The sequence below is a fragment of the Roseateles agri genome, from assembly GCF_034043675.1.
In the GTDB taxonomy this organism is placed as follows: domain Bacteria; phylum Pseudomonadota; class Gammaproteobacteria; order Burkholderiales; family Burkholderiaceae_C; genus KK5.
Window position 1 is genome coordinate 216,717 of the sequence record NZ_JAXCLA010000006.1, and the last position, 22,636, is coordinate 239,352.

The following is a 22,636-nucleotide window of genomic DNA, read 5'->3' on the forward strand; positions in this document are numbered from 1 at the left end:
TCAGCTGACCCGATTGCGCCCGCCTTGCTTGGAGCGGTAGAGCGCCTGGTCGGCGAGGTCGATCAATGCGGCGGGCCCATCCATGCCGGGCGCCCACAGGGCCACGCCGAAGCTCATCGTCACCTTCGGCCGGGCCGGCTGGCGCAGGGCGATGCCGACGTGGGTGTCGACCTCGTGCCGCAGCCGCTCGGCCACCTCGAAGGCCTGCTCCAGCGAGGTGCGCGGCAGCAGGATGCAGAACTCCTCGCCGCCGTAGCGGCCCAGCAGGTCGTCGCCGCGCAGGCCGCTGTTCAGCGAGCGGACGGAGGCCTGGATGACCCGGTCGCCCAGCGCATGGCCGAACTGGTCGTTGATCGACTTGAAGTGGTCGATGTCGCACATGATGCAGCACAGCGGCGTGGCGTCCCGCGTGGCCTCGGCGACGCGCTTGTCCGCCAGGTCCATCAGGGCGCGCCGGTTCAGGCAACCGGTCAGCGGATCGCGCGTGGCCTGCAGCGTCAGCTCCTCGTTCTTCTGCTCGATCTCGCGCTGCGAGGCGCTCAGGGCCTCCAGCGCCACGCGCAGGCCCTCGGTGCGCTCGTGCAGCTCGGTCACGTCGGAGAAGGTGGCCAGGCAGCCGCGCACGCGCCCGCGGCCATCGTCGATCGGCGAGCAGTTCATCACCAGGTCGAGGTTCGCACCGTTCGGGCCCTGCACGCGCAGCGGCAACCCGAGCTGCGGCGCCTTGCTGCGCATGGCCTCGGTCCAGGGCAGTTCGGACTTCGCCGGCAGGCCGTTGACGAGCCAGTCCAAGGACGAGGCGTTGAGCCCCGTCAGCGCGCCGACGCCGGGCGGCAGCATGTTCTTGAAGGCCCTGTTGGCCAGCATGATGGAGCCCTCGGGGTCCAGCACCAGCACGCCTTCGCTGAGCGTGTCGAAGGCCGTGCGCACCCGCTCCGGCACGGCGGCGTTCGGGTCCATGTAGCGCATCATCCGCCGCAGGTACAGGTGGAAAGCGATGAAGGCGAACACGGTGACGAAGATGATGGCCTGCACCAGCGGATCGCGCAGCCAGTAGCCCAGCGACAGCGGCAGGGCCGGCGCGAACACCAGCTGCAGCTCGCCCCAGGGCCGCTCGTCCGCGATGATGGGCACGCGGATGTTGTCGAGCGTCGAGGGCTCCGCCGGTGCCAGCGTCCAGCCCTTGGGGTGGTTGCCGCGCTGGGCCAGCAGGCGCCCGTCGGCCGTGAAGAGCGCGCCGCCCTGCAGCGCGGATTCCGGCGTCATCGCGGAAGCCATCAACGTGCCGACCTGCTCGGCCCGGCCGGCATTGAGCGCCGTCGTCAGGCGGGTCGCCAGCAGCTGGGCGGTCGCCTCGCGCGCACGCTTGGCCTCGCCGAGCCGGCTGGGCAGCACGCCGGTCACCACGTCGGCCATCAGCAGCAGGGTCAGCATCAACGAGACGAGCCCGATCGCCACCCGCGAGGCGGGGCTGAGCGAGAAACGCAGGCGCGGCATCATGGCGCGCCCTCCTCGGCCAGTTGGGGCTGGCCGGGGCGCTTCGCCGCCGCGGCGTCGTCCGGCGGCGCATCGGGGCCTCGCGGGCCGGTGGACTCGGGCCCGCTCGACGAGTCGTCATCGGGATCGTCGTCGTCCTGGCTGTCGCGCGCCGCGAGTTCGTCACCCTTCTTCTTCCGCTTGTGCAGGATCGGCAGCAGGTCATAGGAGCGCCAGGCCGGCGCAGCCATCAGCAGGCTCGTGATCAGCGCGCCGCTGCGGCTGGCCCAGATCAGCAGGCCGGCTGCCGTGGCCAGGCTGGTCAAGAGCGCGGCGTTCAAGGCGATGTCCGCCTCGCCCTCCGGCAGATCCACCGACGGAGAGGCATGCAGGCCCGACGACCCGCGGCCCGGATCGTCCTCCGCAGCCAGGGCTGCGAGATAGGCCTGCAAGGGCGTCAGCCGCACGGGGCCCAGTTCGCTCAGGCGCACCGCCGCCGTGCGCGCGTTGAGTTCGAAGCTGGACAAGCGCAGGCTGCCCGGGCCGCGCCATGAACCGGCATCGCCCGGAGCACTTCCATCGGCCGTTGGCCAGCCATGAGGGGCCCAGGGCTGAAGCCCGGTCGGGCCGCTGCCGGAGCCGGTGCTATCCGACGGGAGAGAAATTTCGATAGGCACGGAGCTGGGCGTTCCTGTTTCCGGTGCGGGCTGCTGATGCACGGTGGGCAGCGGCGTCTGCGCGATCGGCGTCTGGGGCGAGCCGGGGCCGACCACGATCTCCAGCGACTGCTGCTGGACGAAAGTGCCGTCGCTGACCGCGACGGTGACCTGGTAGGTATTGCTGCCGCCGGGCTGGTAGGCCGGCGGCTTCACGAACACGAGCTGGCCGGTCTGCGGGTCGATGCGGAACAGGCCCGCATCCGCGCCACCGACGATTCCGTAGCTCAGGCCATCCAGCGATCCATCGGGATCAGTGGCGGCGATGACGGTGACGTCCTGCTGACCGGCCGTCGTGCCGACCACCGCCGTCGCGCCGCCGCCGTTGCTGTGGATCACCGGCGGGTTGTCGTTGACGTTGAGCACAGCCACGGTCAGGTCCTGGCGCACGGTCGACTTGCCGTCGCTCACCTGCACCGTCACCGCATAGGTGTTCTGGCCCCGCGAGTCCTGCGGGTGCTCGTAGTCGGGCGGGTTGATGAAGCTCAGCGCACCGGTCGCCGGATCGATCGTGAACAGCGCGGCATCCGCGCCGCCGGCGATCGAGAAGACGAGAGACGCGGCCGGCGTGTCCGGGTCGCTCACGGCGATCGTCGTGACCGGGCGATTGTTTTCGGCCACGGAGACCGAGCCGGGGCTGGTGATGTGCGGGCCGTCGTCGACGGCCATGACGTCGACCGTGATCGTGCTGGGCGTCGCTGCATAGTGGCCGGCCTGGTCGCGCACGCTGAAGGCGAAGCTCGCGTAGTGCACACCGCTACCGTCGGCCGCCGGGGTGAAGGTGAGTTGGCCGATGTCGGCTGCGCTGATGACCTGCCCGGCCACGACGGCCGTGCCGCCCAGGCTCAGCACGCCGGCCGCCGGCAAGGTGTCGATGCGCACGGCGCTCAAGGTGTCGCCGGCCGCGGCGCCGCTGAAGCCGAAGTCGGCGGCGCTGAAGGTGTGCGAGCTGCCTTCGCTGGTGACGACAGTGCCGTTCGTGCCGGTCGGCGCATCGTCGACCGCGACGACGTTGATGGTGAGCCGCTTCGGCGAGCTGTCGTAGGCGCCGGACGAATCGCGCACGCTGAACGTGAAGCTCGCGTAGCCGGTGCCGTTGGCATCAGGCGCCGGCGTGAACACCAGATTGCCGATGTCCGCAGCCGCGATGACCTGCCCGGCCGTCACGGCCACGCCCGACAGGGTCAGGCTGCCCGCGGCGGGCAAGGTGTCGATGCGCACCGCGCCGAGCATGTCGCCCACGTCGACGTCGGTGTAGCCGAAGTCCGCGGCGCTGAAGGTGTAGGCCGTGTCCTCGTTGGTGCTGACGGTCTTGTCGGTGCCGGACGGGGCGTTGTTGACCGCCGTGACGTTGATCGTCATCGTGCGCGGAGTGGGGTCGACGTCGACGCCGCCGTTGGCCGTGCCGCCATCGTCCTGCACCTGGAAGGTGAAGCTCGCGTAGACCGCGCCGTTGGCATTGGGCGCGGGCGTGAACTTCAGATTGCCGGCCGTGATGTCGGCGAGGCTAATCACCTGGCCCGCCGTCACCGCGACGCCGTTCAGGCTCAGGCTGCCGGCACCAGGCACGGTCGTGATCTTCACGGCCAGCAGCGCATTTCCGTCGGCATCGCCGAAGCCGAAGTCGTCGGCGATGAAGGTGTAGGCCGCGTTCTCGTTGGTCGTCACCGTCTTGCTCGTGCCGCTGGGTGCATCGTTGACCGAGGTGACGTTGATGGTGATCGTGCGCGGCGTCGGGTCGGTGTCCACGCCACCATTGGCCGTGCCGCCGTCGTCCTGCAACTGGAAGCCGAAGCTCGCGTAGCCGGCGCCGTTGGCATTGATCGTGGGCGTGAACTTCAGGTTGCCGGCGACGATGTCTGCTGCGCTGACCATCTGGCCCGCGGTGACGGCAACGCCGTTCAAGGTCAGGCTACCGGCGCCGGGCACCGTCGTGATCTTGACGGCCAGCAAGGCATTGCCGTCGACGTCGCTGAAGCCGAAGTCGGCCGTGGTGAAGACGTAGGCCGTGTCCTCGTTGGTCGTGATGGTCTTGCTGGTACCGCTCGGTGCGTCGTTGACGGCGGTGACGTTGACGGTCATCGTGCGCGGCGTCGGGTCGGTGGCGATGCCGCCGTTCGCTGTGCCGCCGTCATCCTGCACCTGGAACGTGAAGCTGGCGTAACCCGCACCGTTGGCGTTGGCCGCCGGTGTGAACTTCAAGTTGCCCGCAGCGATGTCCGCCACGCTGACCATCTGGCCGGAGGTCACTGCCACGCCGTTCAGGGTCAGGCTGCCGGCGCCGGGGGCCGTCGTGATCCTGACGGCCAGCAAGCCGTTGCCGTCCACATCGCTGAAGCCGAAGTCGGCGGCGGTGAAGGTGTAGGCCGTGTCTTCGAGCGTGGTGACGGTCTTGTTCGTGCCGCTCGGCGCATCGTTCACCGAAGTGACGTTGATGGTGATCGTGCGCGGTGTCGGATCGGTGTCGACACCGCCGTTGGCCGTGCCGCCGTCGTCCTGCACCTGGAAGGTGAAGCTCGCATAGCCGGCGCCGTTGGCATTGGCCGCCGGCGTGAACTGCAGCTTGCCGGCGGCGATGTCCGCCGCGCTGACCATATGGCCCGCGCTCACCGCCACGCCGTTCAGGGTCAGGCTGCCGGCACCGGGCGCGGTCGTGATTTTCACGGCCAGCAAGGCGTTGCCGTCGGCATCGCTGAAGCCGAAGTCCGCAGCGGTGAAGGTGTACGCCGTGTCCTCGTTGGTCGTGATGGTCTTGCTGGCACCGCTCGGCGCATCGTTGACCGAGGTGACGTTAACCGTCATCGTGCGCGGCGTCGGGTCGGTGTCGACACCGCCGTTGGCCGTGCCGCCATCGTCCTGCACCTGGAAGGTGAAGCTCGAATAGCCCGTGCCGTTGGCGTTCGCGGCCGGTGTGAACTGCAGCTTGCCCGCGGCGATGTCGGCCGCGGTGATGGCCTGCCCGGCCGTGACCGCCACGCCGTTGAGGCTCAAGCTGCCCACGCCCGGGATCGACATGATCTTCACGGCCAGCAGCGCGTTGCCGTCCACGTCGCTGAAGCCGAAGTCCGCCACGGTGAAGGTATAGGCCGTGTCCTCCAGCGTGGTGACGGTCTTGTTCGTGCCGCTCGGCGCATCGTTGACCGAGGTGACGTCCAGCGTCATCGTGCGCGGGGTCGGGTCGGTATCCACGCCGCCATTGGCCGTGCCGCCATCGTCCTGCACCTGGAAGGTGAAGCTCGCGTAACCCGCGCCGTTGGCATTGGCTGCCGGCGTGAACTGCAGCTTGCCCGCGGCAAGGTCGGCGGCGCTGACGAACTGCCCTGCGGTGACCGTGACGCCGTTCAAGGTGAGGCTGCCGGCACCGGGCACCGTCGTGATCTTCACGGCCAGCAGGTCGTTGCCGTCGAAGTCGCTGAAGCCGAAGTCGGCAGCGCTGAAGACGTAGGCCGTGTCCTCGTCGGTCGTGACCGTGTTGCTCGTGCCGCTCGGCGCGCTGTTGACCAGGGTGACGTTGATCGTCATCGTGCGCGGCGTCGGGTCGGTGTCCACGCCGCCGTTGGCCGTACCGCCATCGTCCTGCACCTGGAAGGTGAAGCTCGCATAGCCCGTGCCGCTGGCATTGAGCGCGGGCGTGAACACCAGGTCGCCGGCAGCGATGTTCGCGGCGCTGATCGATTGCCCCGCGGTGACCGCCACGCCGTTCAAGGTGAGGCTGCCAGCGGCGGGCAGCGTCGTGATCTTCACGGCCAGCAGCGCGTTGCCGTCCACGTCGCTGAAGCCGAAGTCCGCCACGCTGAAGACATGCGCCGTGTTCTGCTGCGTCGCCACCGTCCGGCTGGCGCCCGTCGGCGCATCGTTGACCGAGGTGACGTCGATGGTCATCGTGCGCGGCGTCGGGTCGGTGTCGACGCCGCCGTTGGCCGTACCGCCGTCATCCTGGACCTGGAACGTGAAGCTCGCGTAGCCCGTGCCGTTGGCGTTGACCGCGGGTGTGAACTGCAGCTTGCCTGCAGTGATGTCGGCGACCGTGATGGCCTGCCCTGCGGTGACGGCCACGCCGTTCAAGGTGAGGTTGCCCGCGCCGGGGATGGTCGTGATCTTCACGGCCAGCAGCGCGTTGCCGTCCACGTCGTTGAAGCCGAAGTCGGCCGCGCTGAAGACGTAGGCGGTGTCCTCCAAGGTCGTGACCGTGTTGTTCGTGCCGCTCGGTGCATCGTTGACCGCGGTGACGTTGATCGTCATCGTGCGCGGCGTCGGGTCGGTGTCGACACCGCCGTTGGCTGTACCGCCGTCGTCCTGCACCTGGAAGGTGAAGCTCGTGTAGCCTGTACCGTTGGCGTTGGCCGCCGGTGTGAATTTCAGGCTGCCCGCCGTGATATCGGCAACGCTGATCGCCTGCCCCGCCGCGACGGCCACGCCGTTCAAGGTGACGGCGCCCGCACCGGGCAGCGTCGTGATCTTCACGGCCAGGAGCGCATTGCCGTCCGTATCGCTGAAACCGAAGTCCGCAGCGCTGAAGGTGTAGGCCGTGTCTTCGAGCGTGGTGACGGTCTTGTTCGTGCCCGTCGGCGCATCGTTCACCGAGGTCACGTTGACCGTCATCGTCCGTGGTGTCGGGTCGGTATCGATGTCACCGTTGGCCGTGCCGCCGTCGTCCTGCACCTGGAACGTGAAGCTCGCATAGCCGCTGCCGTTGGCATTCGCGGCCGGCGTGAACTTCAGGTTCCCAGCAGCGATGTCGGCCGTGGTGATGGCCTGCCCCGCTGTCACGGACACGCCGTTCAAGGTCAGACTTCCAGCGCCGGGGATCGTCGTGATCTTCACAGCCAACAGCGCGTTGCCGTCCACGTCGCTGAAGCCGAAGTCAGACGCCGAGAAGGTGTACGCCGTGTCTTCCAGCGTCGTGACCGTGTTGTTCGTGCCACTCGGCGCGTCGTTCACCGAGGTGACGTTGATCGTCATCGTCCGCGGCGTGGGATCGGTGTCGATACCGCCATTGGCTGTGCCGCCATCGTCCTGCACCTGGAAGGTGAAGCTCGTGTAGCCGGTGCCATTGGCATTGGCCGCGGGTGTGAACTTCAGGTTGCCCGCCGTGATGTCGGCGACGCTGATCGACTGGCCTGCAGTGACGGCCACGCCGTTCAAGGTGAGACTGCCTGCACCCGGCAGCGTGGAGACCTTCACAGCCAGCAGCGCGTTGCCGTCTACATCGTTGAAGCCGAAGTCCGCTGCAGTGAAGGTGTAGGCCGTGTCTTCGAGCGTCGTCACCGTCTTGTTGGTGCCGCTCGGCGCGTCGTTCACCGAAGTGACGTTGATGGTCATCGTCCGCGGCGTGGGGTCGGTGTCGATACCACCGTTGGCGGTGCCACCGTCGTCCTGGACCTGGAAGGTGAAGCTCGCATAGCCGGTGCCATTGGCATTCGCGGCCGGCGTGAACTTCAAGTTGCCGGCGGTGATGTCCGCCAGAGCGATCGCCTGGCCTGCGGTGACTGCGACACCGTTCAGGGTCAGGATTCCAGCGCCCGGGATGGTCGTGATCTTCACAGCCAGTAAGGCATTACCGTCCACGTCGCTGAAGCCGAAGTCTGCTGCGGTAAAGACGTAGGCCGTGTCTTCGAGGGTCGTGACCGTCTTGTTCGCCCCGCTCGGCGCGTCGTTCACTGAGGTGACGTTGATCGTCATCGTCCGCGGCGTCGGGTCGGTATCGATACCGCCGTTGGCCGTGCCGCCATCGTCTTGCACCTGGAAGGTGAAACTTGCGTAGCCGGTGCCATTGGCATTCGCGGCGGGCGTGAACTTCAGGTTGCCCGCAGCGATGTCAGCCGCGGTGACGGTCTGCCCCGCCGTCACAGCCACGCCGTTCAGGGTCAGGCTTCCAGCGCCGGGAATCGTCGTGATCTTCACGGCCAACAGCGCGTTGCCATCGACATCGCTGAAGCCGAAGTCGGAGGTCGAGAAGGTGTAGGCCGTGTCTTCGAGGGTCGTCACCGTCTTGTTCGCGCCGCTCGGTGCGTCATTGACCGACGTGACGTTCACCGTCATCGTGCGCGGCGTCGGATCGGTGTCGACGCCACCGTTCGCCGTGCCGCCGTCGTCCTGCACCTGGAAGGTGAAGCTCGTGTAGCTGGTACCGTTGGCATTGGCCGCCGGCGTGAACTGCAGCTTGCCCGCCGTGATATCGGCCGCCGTAATGGCCTGGCCCGCCGTGACGGCCACGCCGTTCAAGGTCAGGCTGCCGGCGCCCGGGATCGTCGTGATCTTCACAGCCAGCAAGGCGTTGCCGTCCACGTCGGTGAACCCGAAGTCCGCGACGGTGAAGACGTAGGCCGTGTCCTCGTTGGTCGTGACCGTGTTGTTCGCACCGCTCGGCGCGTCGTTGACCGAAGTGACATTGACGGTCATCGTCCGCGGCGTCGGGTCGGTGTCGACGCCACCATTGGCCGTGCCGCCATCGTCCTGCACCTGGAAGGTGAAGCTCGCGTAGCCCGCGCCGTTGGCGTTGGCCGCGGGTGTGAACTTGAGGTTGCCCGCGGTGATGTCTGCGACCGCAACAGCCTGCCCCGCCGTGACGGCCACGCCGTTCAAGGTCAGGCTGCCGGCGCCGGGCACCGTCGTGATCTTCACGGCCAGCAAGGCGTTACCGTCCGCGTCGCTGAAGCCGAAGTCAGACGCAGCGAAGATATAGGCCGTGTCTTCCAGCGTCGTGACCGTCTTGTTCGCACCGCTCGGTGCGTCGTTCACCGAGGTGACGTTGACCGTTATCGTGCGCGGCGTTGGATCCGTGTCGATGCCACCGTTCGCCGTGCCACCGTCATCTTGGACCTGGAAGGTGAAGCTCGCGTAGCCGGTGCCATTGGCATTCGCAGCCGGGGTGAACTTCAAGTTGCCCGCGGTGATGTCCGCCAGAGCAATCGCCTGGCCTGCGGTGACTGCGACACCGTTCAGGGTCAGGCTTCCCGCGCCCGGGATGGTCGTGATCTTCACGGCCAGCAAGGCATTGCCGTCCACATCGCTGAAATCGAAGTCCGAGGCGCTGAACGTGTAGGCCGTGTCTTCGAGAGTCGTCACGGTCTTGTTCGCGCCGCTCGGTGCGTCGTTGACCGAGGTGACGTTGATCGTCATCGTCCGCGGCGTGGGATCGGTGTCGACGCCGCCGTTGGCTGTGCCACCATCGTCCTGCACCTGGAAGGTAAAGCTCGCGTAGCCGGAACCGTTGCCGTTGGCCGCTGGTGTGAACTTCAGTTTGCCCGCGGTGATGTCGGCCAAGGCGACCGTCTGACCTGCAGTAACCGCCACACCGTTCAGGGTCAGGCTGCCGGCACCAGGGATCGTCGTGATCTTCACGGCCAGCAAGGCGTTGCCGTCCACGTCGCTGAAACCGAAGTCCGAGGCGCTGAAGGTGTAGGTCGAGTCTTCCAGCGTCGTCACAGTCTTGTTCGCGCCGCTCGGCGCATCGTTGACCGAGGTGACGTTGACCGTCATCGTGCGTGGCGTGGGATCGGTGTCGACGCCGCCATTGGCCGTGCCGCCGTTGTCCTGGACCTGGAAGGTGAAGCTCGCGTAGCCCGCGCCGTTGGCGTTCGCGGCCGGCGTGAACTTCAGGTTGCCGGCCGCGATGTTGGCCGCGCTGACCGACTGACCTGCCGTGACCGCAACGCCGTTCAGGGTCAGGGTGCCCGCGCCCGGGATGGTCGTGATCTTCACGGCCAGCAGGCTGTTGCCGTCCACGTCGCTGAAGCCGAAGTCAGAAGCCGAGAACGTGTACGCCGTGTCTTCCAGCGTCGTCACGGTCTTGTCCGCGCCGCTCGGCGCATCGTTGACCGAGGTGATCGTCACCGTGGTGCTGGCCGTGCCGGCCAGCGCGCCGCCGGAGCCCTGGGCGCCGGTATTGCCGTCGTTGAAGCTCCAGTCCAGTTGCACGGAGGCCGGCGGGGCGTCGCTGCTGTTGCGGTAGGTGATGGCGGCAATGACGCCGTTGACCGCGGCCTGTGTGGCATTGGCATTGAAGGTGAGCAGCAGGCTGCCGCCGCTGTTGGTGGTGACGCTGCCCACCGTGACACCGTTGTAGACCAGGTTGCCGCCTTCGGTCAGCGTGCCCAGCAGGCCGCTGTTGCCGAAGATGTCCTGCGCGTTCGCGCCGCCGTTGCGCTGCAGGGTGAGCGTGGCGCCGGCGTAGTTGCCGGCGGCCGCGAGTTCGGTGTCCACCGCCGTGCCGCCGGGGGCGATCGCCACGCCGCTGGCGTTTTCGGTATAGGAGGCGCCGCTCGGCACGGTCACCACGGGCGCCGAGTTCACGGTCTGCACGTTGGCACCGAACTCCGAGGTCGAGCCGTAGCTGCTGGCGCCGGTCTTCTCGGTCGCCGTTGCCGTGACGTAGGCGCCATAGGCCAGCCCGTTGGCGGCCAGCACGGCGTTGATGACGGCATTGCCGCTGCCGTCGGTGGTGACCTCGACGAAGCCGAGGTAGACATTGCCCTCGCCGTGGCCGCTGCTGTCGTCGCTGCCGTAGGGGATGCCGAAGAACTCGATGCGGTAGGTCTTGTTGGCCTCGCTGTTCAGCGTGCCGGTGATGGTGAACTGGTTGCCCGCATAGGCCACCGAGGTGAGCACTGGGAAGTTCTGCAGGTTGTTCGGGCCGGTGTCCACATCGCCCGGGTCGTTGGGCGTCACGCCATCGAAGCCAAGGTCGATGCCCAGGCCGGCATTGCCGTAGATCAGGTTGCTGAGGATGGCGTTGCCTGCACCCGCGCCCGTGGTCAGCAGGATGCCTCCGTTGGCGCCGCTGAAGGCCACCACATTGCCCTGGATCAGGTTGTCGCTGGCGCCAGTGTCCAGGAACATGCCCGCCGCCTGGCTCACGCCCCAGTTGGCCGTGCCGGTGGCGTCCGTACCGATGCGATTGCCCTGCACACGGTTGTTCGAGGCAGCGACGATGCCGATGGCGCTGAAGTCGGTACGAGCGATCCAGTTGCCCTCGCCGGCACCCAGCCCCCCGATCTGCGTGTTACTGGCGCCGTTCGACACCAGGATGCCTTGGCCGGTGCTGCTCACAGAGGTCAGGCCGTCCGGCATCACGCCGATGTAGTTGCCCTGCACCACATTGCCGACCGAGCCCGCTCCGTCGATCAGGACGGCGTTCTGCGGCACGCCGATGATCACGTTGCGGTCGGCCGCCGTGCTGCCGCCGATCTGGTTGTTGCTGGAGTTGTCGACCCAGATCGCGTTCAGCACCGTGCTGCTGACGATCTGCCCACCCGCGCCGATCGTGCCCAGGTAATTGCCGACGATGGTGTTGTTGCTGGAGCCCGGCTCGATGTAGATGCCGGAGTAGTAGAAGCCCGTGAGCGCCAAGCCGCGGATGGTGCTGCCGCTGGAGCCTGCGCTCAGCACCAGGCCGCTCTCGACGGCGCCGCCGCCATCGAGTTGAATCGCCGGCTGGTTGCCGTTGGCGGCGAAGCTGTCGTCGGTCGTGCCGTCGATGATCACCGGGGCGGTGATGGAGAGGTTGCTCCCCGACAGCGAAATCGTATGCAGGCCGGTGCCGGGGATGCCGAAGTTGATCTTCGTCGGCAGGCCGGCGTTGTTCGTGTTGTTGATCGCCTCGATGGCCTCGCGCAGCGAGATGCGGCCGTCCGCGCCCTTGCTGGCCAGCAAGGTGGAGATGCTGGTGACGTCGCCGTCCACCGTGTCGTCCGCCGTGTCCACGATCAACGTGTTCTGCACGGTCGAGATCGCCACCACGTTGCCGGCGAACTCCGAGGTGGAGCCGAAGCTCGTGTAGCTGCTGTCGGTGGCGCGCGTGGCTGTGGCCGAGATGAAGGCACCCGCCGCCAGCGTGGCGTTCAGCGTCTGCGAGAAGCTCGCGTTGCCCGAAGCGTCGGTCAGGACGTTGATGAAGCCCAGCAAGGTCTGGCCCTCGCCGTGGCCGCTGGGATCGTTGCTGGTGTTGGCGTAGACCTCGATGCGGATGTAGGTGTTGGCCGTGCTGTTGATGCTGCCCGTGACCGTGACGTTGCCCGCGCCGTTGGTGCGCACGTCGGTGAGCACCGGGAAGTTTTGCAGGCCATCGACGTCGCCAGGATCATTGGGCGTCACGCCCGCGCCGCCCAGGTCGATGCCCAGCCCGCTGTTCGAATAGATGGTGTTGCTGAGGATCGCGTTGCCCGCGCCCGCGGTGCTGTCGACGAAGACGCCCCGGCCGGTGTTGCCGGCGATCAGGTTGCCCGCGCCGGCTGCGGTGCCGCCGATCTGGTTGTTGGCCGCGCCTCCGGCGAGCCAGATGCCGTAGAAACCGCCGCCGCCACTGGCCACGCCCGACGCGTTCGTGCCGATGTAGTTGCCGATGATGCGGTTGCCGGTGGATGCCGCATCGTCCAGCGTGATGTTGGAGCTGCCATTGCCGCTGATCACATTGCGATCTGCCGCAACCACGCCGCCGATGGTGTTGCCTGAGCTGCGCACGATGATGCCGTAGGCGTTGGAGGCGCTGCCCGAGAGGCTGCCGTCCGTGCCCAGCTGCCCGACGTAGTTGCCGGCGATCGTGTTGTTGGCCGAAGCGATGTAGATGCCGGTGTCGAAGCCCTGGATCACCAGGCCGCGGATGGTGCTGCCGGCGCTGCCGGTATCGAGGTTCAGGCCGGTCCAGCTACCACCGCTGCCATTGCCCAGCAGCACGATGGCCGGCCGGTTGCCGTTGGCCGCGAAGCTGTCGTCGGTCGTGCCGTCGAGGATCACCGGCGCGGTGATGTGCGGCAGCTCCGCGCCCAGCGTGATCGTGTGCACGCCGGTGCCGGCGATGCCGAAGTTGATCTTCGTGGGCAGGCTGCCGACCGGCGTGTTGTTGATCGCGAGGATCGCCTCGCGCAGCGAGATGAAGCCGTCCGCGCCCTTGCTGGCCAGCAAGGTGGAGAGGCTGGTGGTGTCGCCGTCCACCGTGTCGGCGTTCGTGTCCACGATCAGCGTGTTCTGCACGGTGGAGATGGCCACCACGCTCTTGGCGAATTCCGAGGTGTCGGTGAAGCTGCTGTAGGTGTTGTCGGTGGTCTTGGTGGCCGTGGCCGAGATGAAGGCACCCGCCGCCACGGTGGCACTCAGCGTGACCGAGAAGGTGCCATTGCCGCTGGCGTTGGTGCTCACGTTGACGAAGCCCAGGTAGGTCTGGCCTTCGCCGTAGCCGCTGGCGTCGTTGCTGGTGTTGGCGAACAGCTCGATGCGGAAGAAGCTGTTGGCCGTGCTATTGATGGAGCCGCTGATCGTGATGCTGCCCGCGCCGTTGGTGCTTGCCACGGTCAGCACCGGGAAGTTCTGCAGGTTGTTGGGTCCAGGGTCGGCGTCGCCCGTGTCGTTGGGAGTGACGCCGGTCGGGGCCAGGTCGATGCCCAGGCCCGCGCTGCTGTAGATGCTGTTCTGCAGCAGCGCCACTCCGGTGGCACCGGTGTCGATCATGATGCCGCCGTTGGTCCCGCTGAAGGCAATGATGTTGCCTTGCACCATGGAGCCGGTGGACGTACCGGAGAAGTACACGCCGGCCGACGTCGTGCCCCAGTTGGCGGTGCCGGCCAGGTCGGTGCCGATGCGATTGCCCTGGATCAGCGTGCCGGTGGCCGACGTGGCGCCTGCGGCGCTCAAGGCCGTGCGCACGATCCAGTTGCCGTCGCCGGCGTTGAGGCCGCCGATCCGTGTGTTGGTGGCCCCCGAGGCGGCGACGATGCCGTCGCCCGTGCTGGACACCGAGGTCACGCCGTCGGGCAGCACGTTGACCCAGTTGCCCTGCACCACGTTGTTGGCTGCACTCGCTCCTGTGACCCGGACGGCATCGGCGCTCATGCCCACCACGATGTTGCGGTTGGCCGCCGTGGTGCCGCCGATGGTGTTGCTGGCCCCCTCGACGCGGATACCGCTGCCCACTGCGAGGGCGTTGCTCAGTCCATTGGCCCCCACGCTGCCGAAGTAGTTGCCAGCGACGGTGTTGCCGTTGGAGCCCGACAGGATGTAGACGCCGTTGCCGGTCAGGTTGGTGATCACCAGGCCGCGGACGGTGCTGCCGCCGGAACCGGCACCCAGCACCAGGCCATCGATGGCGGCGCCGTTGCCGTTGAGCACGATGGCGGGCCGGCCGCCATTGGCCGTAACACTGCCTGTGTCGGTGGTGCCGTCGATGACCACCGGCGCAGTGATGGTGGGCAGCGCCCCGGTCAGCGTAATGGTGTGCACGCTGTTGCCGGCGATGTTGAAGTTCACCAGCGTGGGCAGGCTGCCGGCCGGCGTGTTGTTGATGGCCGTGATCGCTTCGCGCAGCGAGATGAAGCCGTCCGAGCCCTTGTTGGCGAGCAGCGCGTAGATGCTGCTGGTGTCGCCGTTGACGGTGTCGGCGTTGGTATCGACGACCAGCGTGGTCTGCGTGGTGGAGATCGCCATCAGGGTGGCGGAGAACTCGGAGGTGTCGGTGAAGCTGGCGAAGCCGGCGACGCTCGCGGTGGCGGTGGCCGTGATGTAGGAGCCGGCCGCCACCGTGGCGCTCAGCGTGCTGGAGAAGGTGGCGTTGCCCGAGGCGTCGGTGGTGACGTTGATGAAGCCCAGGAAGGTCTTGCCTTCGCCGTAGCCATTGGCGGTCTTCGTCGTGTTGGCGAACACCTCGATGCGGTAGAAGCTGCTGGCCGTGCTGTTGAGGGTGCCGCTGACCGTGACGTTGCCGCTGCCGTCGGTCGTGACCTGCGTCAGCACCGGGAAGTTCTGCAGGTTGTTCGCGCCGGTGTCGCCGTCACCCGTGTCGTTGGCCGTCACGCCGGTGGTGCCCAGGTCCAGCCCCAAGCCGCTGGTGCCGGCCACGGTGCTGTAGATGCTGTTGCCCAGGATCGCGTTGCCGGTACCGCTGGACACGGCGACGCCGTCGAAGGTCGTCGCCGCCTGGTTGGCGTTGGCGATGGTGTTGCCCTGGCCCGCGCTGGTACCGCCGATCGTGTTGTTCGACCCGGCGACGACGATGCCGTTCTGCTGCATGCCCCAGTTGGCCGTGCCGGCGACGTCGGTGCCGATGCGGTTGCCGCGTACCACGTTCGAACTGCTGCTGAGGCTGATGCCGCTGCCGGTGCCGCCGCCGATCCAGTTGTCCAGGATCTGCACGCCGCCGGGCGCGCTGACGAAGATGGCCGTGGTCTGCCCGCCCAGCAAGGTGCCGGTGGCGGAGATGCCGACTCGATTGCCCTGGATCACGTTGCCGCTGCCCTGGCCGCTCAGGAACATTGCCTGGGCGGCGCCGGTGGCGACCACATTGCCCTGGCCTGCCGCGGAGCCGCCGATCGTGTTGTTGGCCGCGCCGGACTGGATCGAAATCGCATTGGCGGCCACGGTGACGCGGGTGGTGCCGGCGGCGTCGGTGCCGATGTAGTTGCCCTGGATCAGGTTACCGGTGGCGGTGGCGCCGAACAGCAGCAGGCCGTAGTTGGCGCTGCCCGGCGAGATCACGTTGCGATCCGCTGCCGTGGTACCGCCGATCACGTTGTTGGCGCTGGCCACGTAGACCACGTAGTTGCCGGCAGAAACCGAGACGATGCTGCCGTTGGAATCCAGCGCGCCGAGGTAGTTGCCGACGATGGTGTTGCCATTGGAGCCGGTGTCGAGGTAGATGGCGGCGCCGGTGGCGTTGCTGATCACCAGCCCGCGGATCGTCGAGCCGCCGCTACCGCTGCCCAGGCGCAGGCCGTCGCGGTTGGTGCCGCCGTTGACGTTGATGACGATGGCGGGTTTGTTGCCGTTGGCGGCGAAGCTGTCGTCGGTCGTGCCGTCGATGATCACCGCCTGGGTGATCGTCGGCAGCGCGGAGCCGAGGGTGATGGTGTGCACGCCGGTGCCGCTGATGCCGAAGTTGACGATCGTCGGCAGGCTGGTGGCGGGCGTGCCGTTGATGGCAAGCAGCGCTTCGCGCAGCGAGATAAAGCCGTCCGAGCCCTTGGTGGCCAGCAAGGTGGAAAGGCTGGTGGTGTCGCCGTCCACCGTGTCGGAGGCCGTGTCCACCACCAGCGTGTTCTGCACGGTAGAGATGACCACCGCGCTCTTGGCGAACTCCGAGGTATCGGTGAAGCTGCTGTAAGTGTTGTCGGTGGCCTTGGTGGCCGTGGCGGAGATGTAGGTGCCGGCCGCCACCGCGACGCTGAACGGTGTCGAGAACGAGGCGTTGCCCGAGGCGTCCGTCGCCACATTGATGAAGCCCAGGAGGGTCTTGCCTTCGCCGTAGCCGCTGACGGTGTTGCTGGTGTTGGCGAACACCTCGATGCGGAAGAAGCTGCTGGCCGTGCTGTTGAGCGTGCCGGTAACCGTGAGGGTGCCGGAACCGTTCGTGGTGACCACGGTCAGCACGGGGAAGTTCTGCAGGTTGTTGGCGCCGGTGTCGGCGTCGCCCGTGTCGTTGGGCGTCACGCCGCTGGCGCCGAGGTCGATGCCCAGCGATCCCGCGTTGGTGTTCGTGCCGTAGATGCTGTTGCCCAGGATGGCGTTGCCGGTGCCGGTGGAGACGCTGATGCCGTCGGCGGTGGTGCCCTGCTGGTTGGAGAAGGCAATGATGTTGGCCTGGCTCGCCAGGGTGCCGCCGATCAGGTTGTTGTTGCCGTCGATTCGGATGCCGCTCTGCTTGCCGCCCCAGTTGGCCGTGCCCGCCAGGTCAGTGCCGATGCGGTTGCCCTGCACGATGATGCCGTCGGTCTGCAGCGATATGCCGGCGGTCGTGGTGCTGCCGATCCAGTTGCCGATGATCTGCGCACCGGAGCCGGTGGCGTAGACGATGATGCCGGTCGGCGTGGTGGTGCTGGTAAGGCCGGTGCCGGCGGCGTTGATGCCGACACGGTTGTTCAGCACCTGCGTGCCCCCACCGCTGGTATTGACGGCGATGCCCGCGTCGCCGGCGCCGGAGACCACGTTGTTCTGGATCAGCGTGTTGGCCGGGCTGCCGTTGAGCCAGATGCCGGACTGCAGGCCCGTGAAGCTGGCCGTGCCGCTGGCGTTCAGGCCCGCGTAGTTGCCCAGGATCTGGTTGCCGTTGCCGGCGTCGAGCAGGATGGCGTAGAAGCCGTTCGCCGTGCCGTCCAGGCCGATCACGTTACGGTCCGCCGCCGTGCTGCCGCCAATGATGTTGTTGTTGCTCTGGACCCAGACGGCATCGTCGCCAGACGACACGGCCGCCTGCAGGCCGTCGGCACCGACTGCACCCAGGTAGTTGCCGGCGATGGTGTTGCCGTCGGAGCCGGCAACGATCCGGATGGCCGAGGCGCTTTGGTTCGATGCGTAGTTCAGGATCACCAGCCCGCGGATGGTGGAGCCGCCCGAGCCGGCACCCAGCCGCAAGCCATCGCCGGCGATGCCGCCCACGTTGATCACGATGGCCGGCCGGCCGCCGTTGGCCGCGACGCTGGCGGTGGCGGTGGTGCCGTCGATGATCACCGGCTTGGTGATGGTGGGCAGCAAGGTGGTCAGCGTGATGGTCTGCACCGCGGCCGGGAAGTTGAAACTGATCAGCGTGGGCGTCGAGTTCGAGTTGGCCGCGGTGATGGCGGCGCGCAGCGAGCCGGCGCCGGAATCGGCCGTGGTGGTCACGACCTGCGTGTTCATCGCGGTCGTGGTCCGGTAGGCCGAGAACTCCGAGGTCTCGAAGTAGCTGGTGGAACTGCCATTGATGCGCGTGGCCGTGGCGCTGATCAGCGCGCCCACCGCCACGGTCGAGCCCGACAGCGTGGCCGCGATCGTGGCATTGCCCGAACCGTTCGTCGTGACGATGGCGAAGCCCAGGTAGACCCGGCCTTCCTGCGAGGTGGTGCCCGACGGCGAGGCGTAGAACTCGATGCGGTAGCTGGTGTTGGCCGTGCTGTTGAGCGTGCCCTGCACTCCCACGTAGCCACTGGCACTGGTCTGCGCCGCCGTCAGGACCGGGAAGTTCTGCAGCGCGTTGGGGCCGACATCCGGATCACCGGTGTCGTTGGCGGTGCTGCCGTCGTTGCCCAGGTCGATGCCGATGGAAGTGGTCTGCGAGATGGTGTTGCCGAGGATGCTGGCCACCGTGCCGGTGGTGGTGATGACCACGCCCTTGGTGCCGCCGGCGATCACATTGCCCTGGCCCGCGCTGGCGCCGCCCACCGTGTTGGCCGTGCCGGCGGAGATGCTCACGTCGGCGGTCGTGGTGGCACCGGCGATGGCCGTGGTGCCGGCCGCGCTGGTGCCGATCAGGTTGCCCTGGATCGTGAGCGTGCCGGTGGCGCTGCTCACCACGTTGTTGGTGTTGCCCGCGATCAGGTTGCGGTCCGCCAGGGCCGAGGTGCCGATGGCGGTGGTGCCGGTGCCGGCCACCGAGACGCCGGTCGTGTTGGCGCTGACGGCCGAGCCTGCGGCATTGGTTCCGATGAAGTTGCCGGTGACCGTGAGCCCGCCCACGCTGGTCAGGATGCCGGCGCCGTTGAAACCGCCGATGGCCAGGCCACTGACCGTGCTGCCAGCGCTGCCGGCGCCGAAAGTCAGGCCATTGGCGCCGGCCCCGGCACCCGTGCCGTTGAGCGCGATGTTGATGACGGCGTTGCTGCCGGTGCTGGCCGTGTTGGCCGCGGCGCCCGGCTGCGTATAGCCGTTGATGATGACGGGATCGGTGATCGTGGGCAGCGCCGTGGTCGGGGTGATGGTCTGTACGCCGCCCCCGGCGATGTTGAAGACGATGGTGTCCAGGCCCGAACTGGCGTTGGCATCGAGGATGGCCTGGCGCAAGGTGCCGGCGCCGGTGTTGCCGGTGCTGGTCACGGTGAAGGTGGCCAGCACGTTGTTCCAGATCGCCTGCATCTGCGGGTCGATGGCAAGCTGGGCCTCGATGTGGCCGGTCTGCACCTCCAGCGTCCAGTTGCCGCCCAGGCCGCTGAAGCCGGTGAGGTCGTCGGAGGCGGCGACGTCGGCGCCGGTGAGCTGCGCCAGGCCCTGCACCAGCGCCTGGCCCGCGCTGCCCGCGCCGGTGTCGCAGCCGTAGAGCAGCAGGTCGGCATCGGCGGTCAAGGCCTGACCCCAGCCAGCGATCTCGCCGGCGCGCAGCAGCAGCGAATCCTCGTCGAGCGTGGTATCGCCGAGCTGGGTGCTGCCGGTGCTGCCGTGGGCGATCACGTGGATGGCGCTGACGTCGGTGCGACCGGCCAGCGCCTGGGTGATGGCGTCGATGCCGTCCTGGTCGGCGCCGATGCGGATCACCTCGATCGAGCGGCCGGCGGCGGCCTGGGCGGCGATGTCGGCCACCAAGGCGTCGGAATCGGGCACGCGCGAGTCGATGAAGACGATCTCGTGGCTCGTCTGCACGGCCGGCGTCTGCACCGAGGTCTGCGTGGAAGCTGCTGCCGCCTGCAGCGTGCGGACGTGGGCGCTCGCGGCGTCGGCCACCGTCGCGGCGACGAGCGCCGCCGGATGGTCCGCGGAGAAGAGGATGCGCGGTTCGAGATCCTCGAGCGTGGCGACGCTCGGGAAGGTCGAGCCCTGCGGATCCTGCGAGCGCTTGCCCATGGCTCGCGCCCTCAGCGTGCCGCCGACGCGCCTGCGGCGGGCTTGGGCTGCAGCTCGACGCTGCAGCGCAGCCCGGCGGGCAGCAGGCCGTGGGAGTTGGGCAGGCTCAGGCGCAGGCGGAAGGTGTTGCTGGCCGGATCGAGCACCTTGTCGATCTGGACGATGCGCGCCCGGCGCGGCCCGGCCCCCGGCAGTTCGGGCTGCACGATGAGTTCCTGGCCGATGTCCAGGGTGCCGAACATCGAGACGGGCGCGACCACGTCGACTCTCAGCACCGAGACGTCGGCGATGCGCAGCATCGGCTTTTCCTCGACCCGCTCGCCGGCGTTGATGTGGCGCTCGATGACGACGCCGTCCATCGGGCTGCGCACGACGCGCTGGGCCACCTGGGCCTGCGAGGCGGCGAACTCGCGCGAAGACGTGGCGAGTTGCTCCCGCGAGAACTTGACGCGCTCGGTCGCGATGTCCATCTCCGACTGGGCCTGGTCGACAGCCTCCTGCGAAACGAAGTCCTGCGCCTTCAGGTTCACGGCGCGGTCGCGCTTGATCTTGGCGAGTTCGAGGCTGGCCAGCGCGCCGCGCAGGTCCCCTTCGGAGACGGCGCGCGAACGGGCCACGTCGGTATTCGCGCGCTCCACGTCGGCACGCAGGCGGGCCACGACCTGACCCTTGCGCACGCTGTCGCCGCGCTCGACCTCGATCCATTCGACGACGCCGATCACCGGGCTGCCGACGTCGGCCACCTTGTCGGGCTGGATGAGGCAGGCGAGCGCCCGGGGGGCGGCCGAGCTGGGGGCCGCGGTTGCAAGCACAGGTGCAAGCGTCGCTGTCATGGTGGCAAGCAGCGCCACCCGATAGCTGAAGGCAAGTCCGTTCGGGGGCCACGTCATGATCTTCCTGTGCATCCTCATTCCCCTCCCCCGCTGAACGATAGTGCCCGTTCCAGTCGGCGGTCTTTGTGAAATAACGTAGCGCGGCGGCGCCGTTGGCGCGCTTCATCGAGGCGTTGCCCGGCGCCAAGCAGTATCGCCAGCAACCAGCCGGGCAGTTGCGTTTGTCCGTCGCGTGCGAATGTGCGGCACAGGCGCAACAGCAGCGCGTTCCAGGCGCCGCCCGCGCGCAGGCGCGGTGACGCGAGCGAGATCCAGGCCTCGTCGCTGCCCGGCTCGCCCTGGCGGCCGGCGCGGCCGGCGAGTTGCCGGTCATGGCGGCGCGAGAGGTTGAACTGGCAGCTCAACACATGCAGTCCGCCGGCGGCGAGCGCGCGCGGGTCGACGTGGATGTCGGTGCCCCGGCCGGCCATGTTGGTCGACACGGTGACCTGCCCCGGCACGCCAGCGGCGGCGATCACCTCGGCCTCGGCCCGGTCGGAGCTGGCGTTGAGCACCGCGTGTTCGATGCCGCCGGCCTGCAACTGGCGCGACAGATGCAGCGAGGCGTCGACCGACTCGCAGCCGATCAGCACCGGCCGACCGGCTGCGCGCAAGGTCCGCGTGCGCTCGACGACAGCGGCCCAGCGGGCCGCGTCGTCGACGAAGACGCGCGTGCCGGCACTGCGGCGCAGGCAGGGCCGGCGCGGCGGCACGGCCATCACGCGCGCACCGTAGATGCGGGCCAGCTCGCCACGCGCTTCGCTGAGCGTGCCGCTCATGCCGCCGAAGCGCACATAGCGGCGGAAGAAGCGCTGGAAGGTGATCTGCGCCAGGGTCTCGGGCTCGGCCTCGGGTTCGCAGCCCTCCTTCAGCGAGACCAGCGCATGCAGGCCGCGCGACCACTGGCGGCCCGGCGCGGTGCGGCCGGTGACGCTGTCGACGATCACGATCTTGCCGTCCTCGCTGACGACGTAGTCGCGATCGCGCAGGAAGGCGACGCGCGCGGCCAGCGCACTGCAGATCGTCTCCTCGCGGTGGCGGCGGTTCTTCCAGACCTCCGGGAGGCGGGCGGCGAGCGTCTGCACTTGTTGCCGGCCGAGCGAGGTCAGCGCGACGCGCTGTTCGCCGTGATGGTGGGTGAAGTGCACGCCCTCCTCCAGGCGCCCCGACAGCATGAAGGCCTGCCACAGGAAGGCGCGCTGCTCGGCGCCATTGCCGGTGCGCGAGAGGATCAGCGGCATCTGCGCCTCGTCGATCAGGATGCTGTCCGCCTCGTCGACGATGGCCATGCACAGGCCGCGCAGCATCGGCGCCGCGCGCCGCGAGCCGGCCAGCGAGGCGGCGCGGCGCTGCAGCACGGGGCGCGTCGCGTCGTGCATCAGGCCGTCGCGCAGGTAGTCGAACACCAGCTCCTTGGCCGTGACGTAGACCACGTCGTGCTGGTAGGCGGCTCGGCGCTCCGCCGGGATCTGGCCGACGACGACGGCATCGACATTGGCGCCCAGCAGTTCGTACAGCGGGCGGAAGCGCGCGGCGTCACGCTCGACGAGATAGTCGTTGGCTGTCAGCACGTGGACCGGAATGCCCGCTAGCGCGGCGATGCCGGCCGCCAGTGCCGCGGCGAGAGACTTCCCCTCTCCGGTAGCCATTTCAACCAGGCGGTTGTCCATCATCGCCAGCGCGGCGAACACCTGGCAATCGAAGGCCGCCATCCCGAGCGCCTGCCGCGCCGCTTCGCATACCACGAGGCAGGCCGCGTCGACGGCGCGCGGCGTCACGCCCTCGGCGGCGAACTGCTGGCGGACGGCCTCGCGCTGGGCGAGCAGCGCGGCTGCCGCGACCGGCGCGACGCGGCCATCCAGCGCCGTGCGGATGGCGGCGACGCGGGCACGCAAGCTCGCCCCGGCCAGCGCTTGCGACACCGGTGGCGGCAGCGGCAGCCAGGCAAGCGATGGTTGACGATCGCGCAGCGCCAACTCGGCATTCACGAGCTGGGGGTAGGTGCCCCAGTGAATGCCGGGGATCGGTCGACTGGCCGTGTTGATCGAGCGGTTCATG

Annotated in this window: 4 protein-coding genes; all 4 read right to left on the bottom strand. The window is 68.3% G+C overall.

The window, feature by feature from the left end; translation table 11 throughout:
- Positions 1-1,500, bottom strand: a complete 1,500-nt coding sequence (locus SNE35_RS18980; RefSeq protein WP_320424550.1) for a sensor domain-containing diguanylate cyclase — start codon at positions 1,498-1,500, stop codon at positions 1-3.
- Positions 1,497-19,706: a cadherin-like domain-containing protein gene (locus SNE35_RS18985; RefSeq protein WP_320424551.1), complete on the bottom strand. Its 18,210-nt coding sequence runs from the start codon at positions 19,704-19,706 to the stop codon at positions 1,497-1,499. Before SNE35_RS18985 ends, SNE35_RS18980 begins: the two co-directional genes overlap by 4 nt.
- Positions 19,707-19,717: 11 nt before the next feature.
- Positions 19,718-20,518, bottom strand: coding sequence for an efflux RND transporter periplasmic adaptor subunit (locus SNE35_RS18990; RefSeq protein WP_320424552.1), 801 nt, complete (start codon positions 20,516-20,518; stop codon positions 19,718-19,720).
- A gap of 95 nt (positions 20,519-20,613) precedes the next feature.
- Positions 20,614-22,635, bottom strand: coding sequence for a preprotein translocase subunit SecA (locus tag SNE35_RS18995; RefSeq protein ID WP_320424553.1), 2,022 nt, complete (start codon positions 22,633-22,635; stop codon positions 20,614-20,616).
- Position 22,636: the final 1 nt, after the last annotated feature.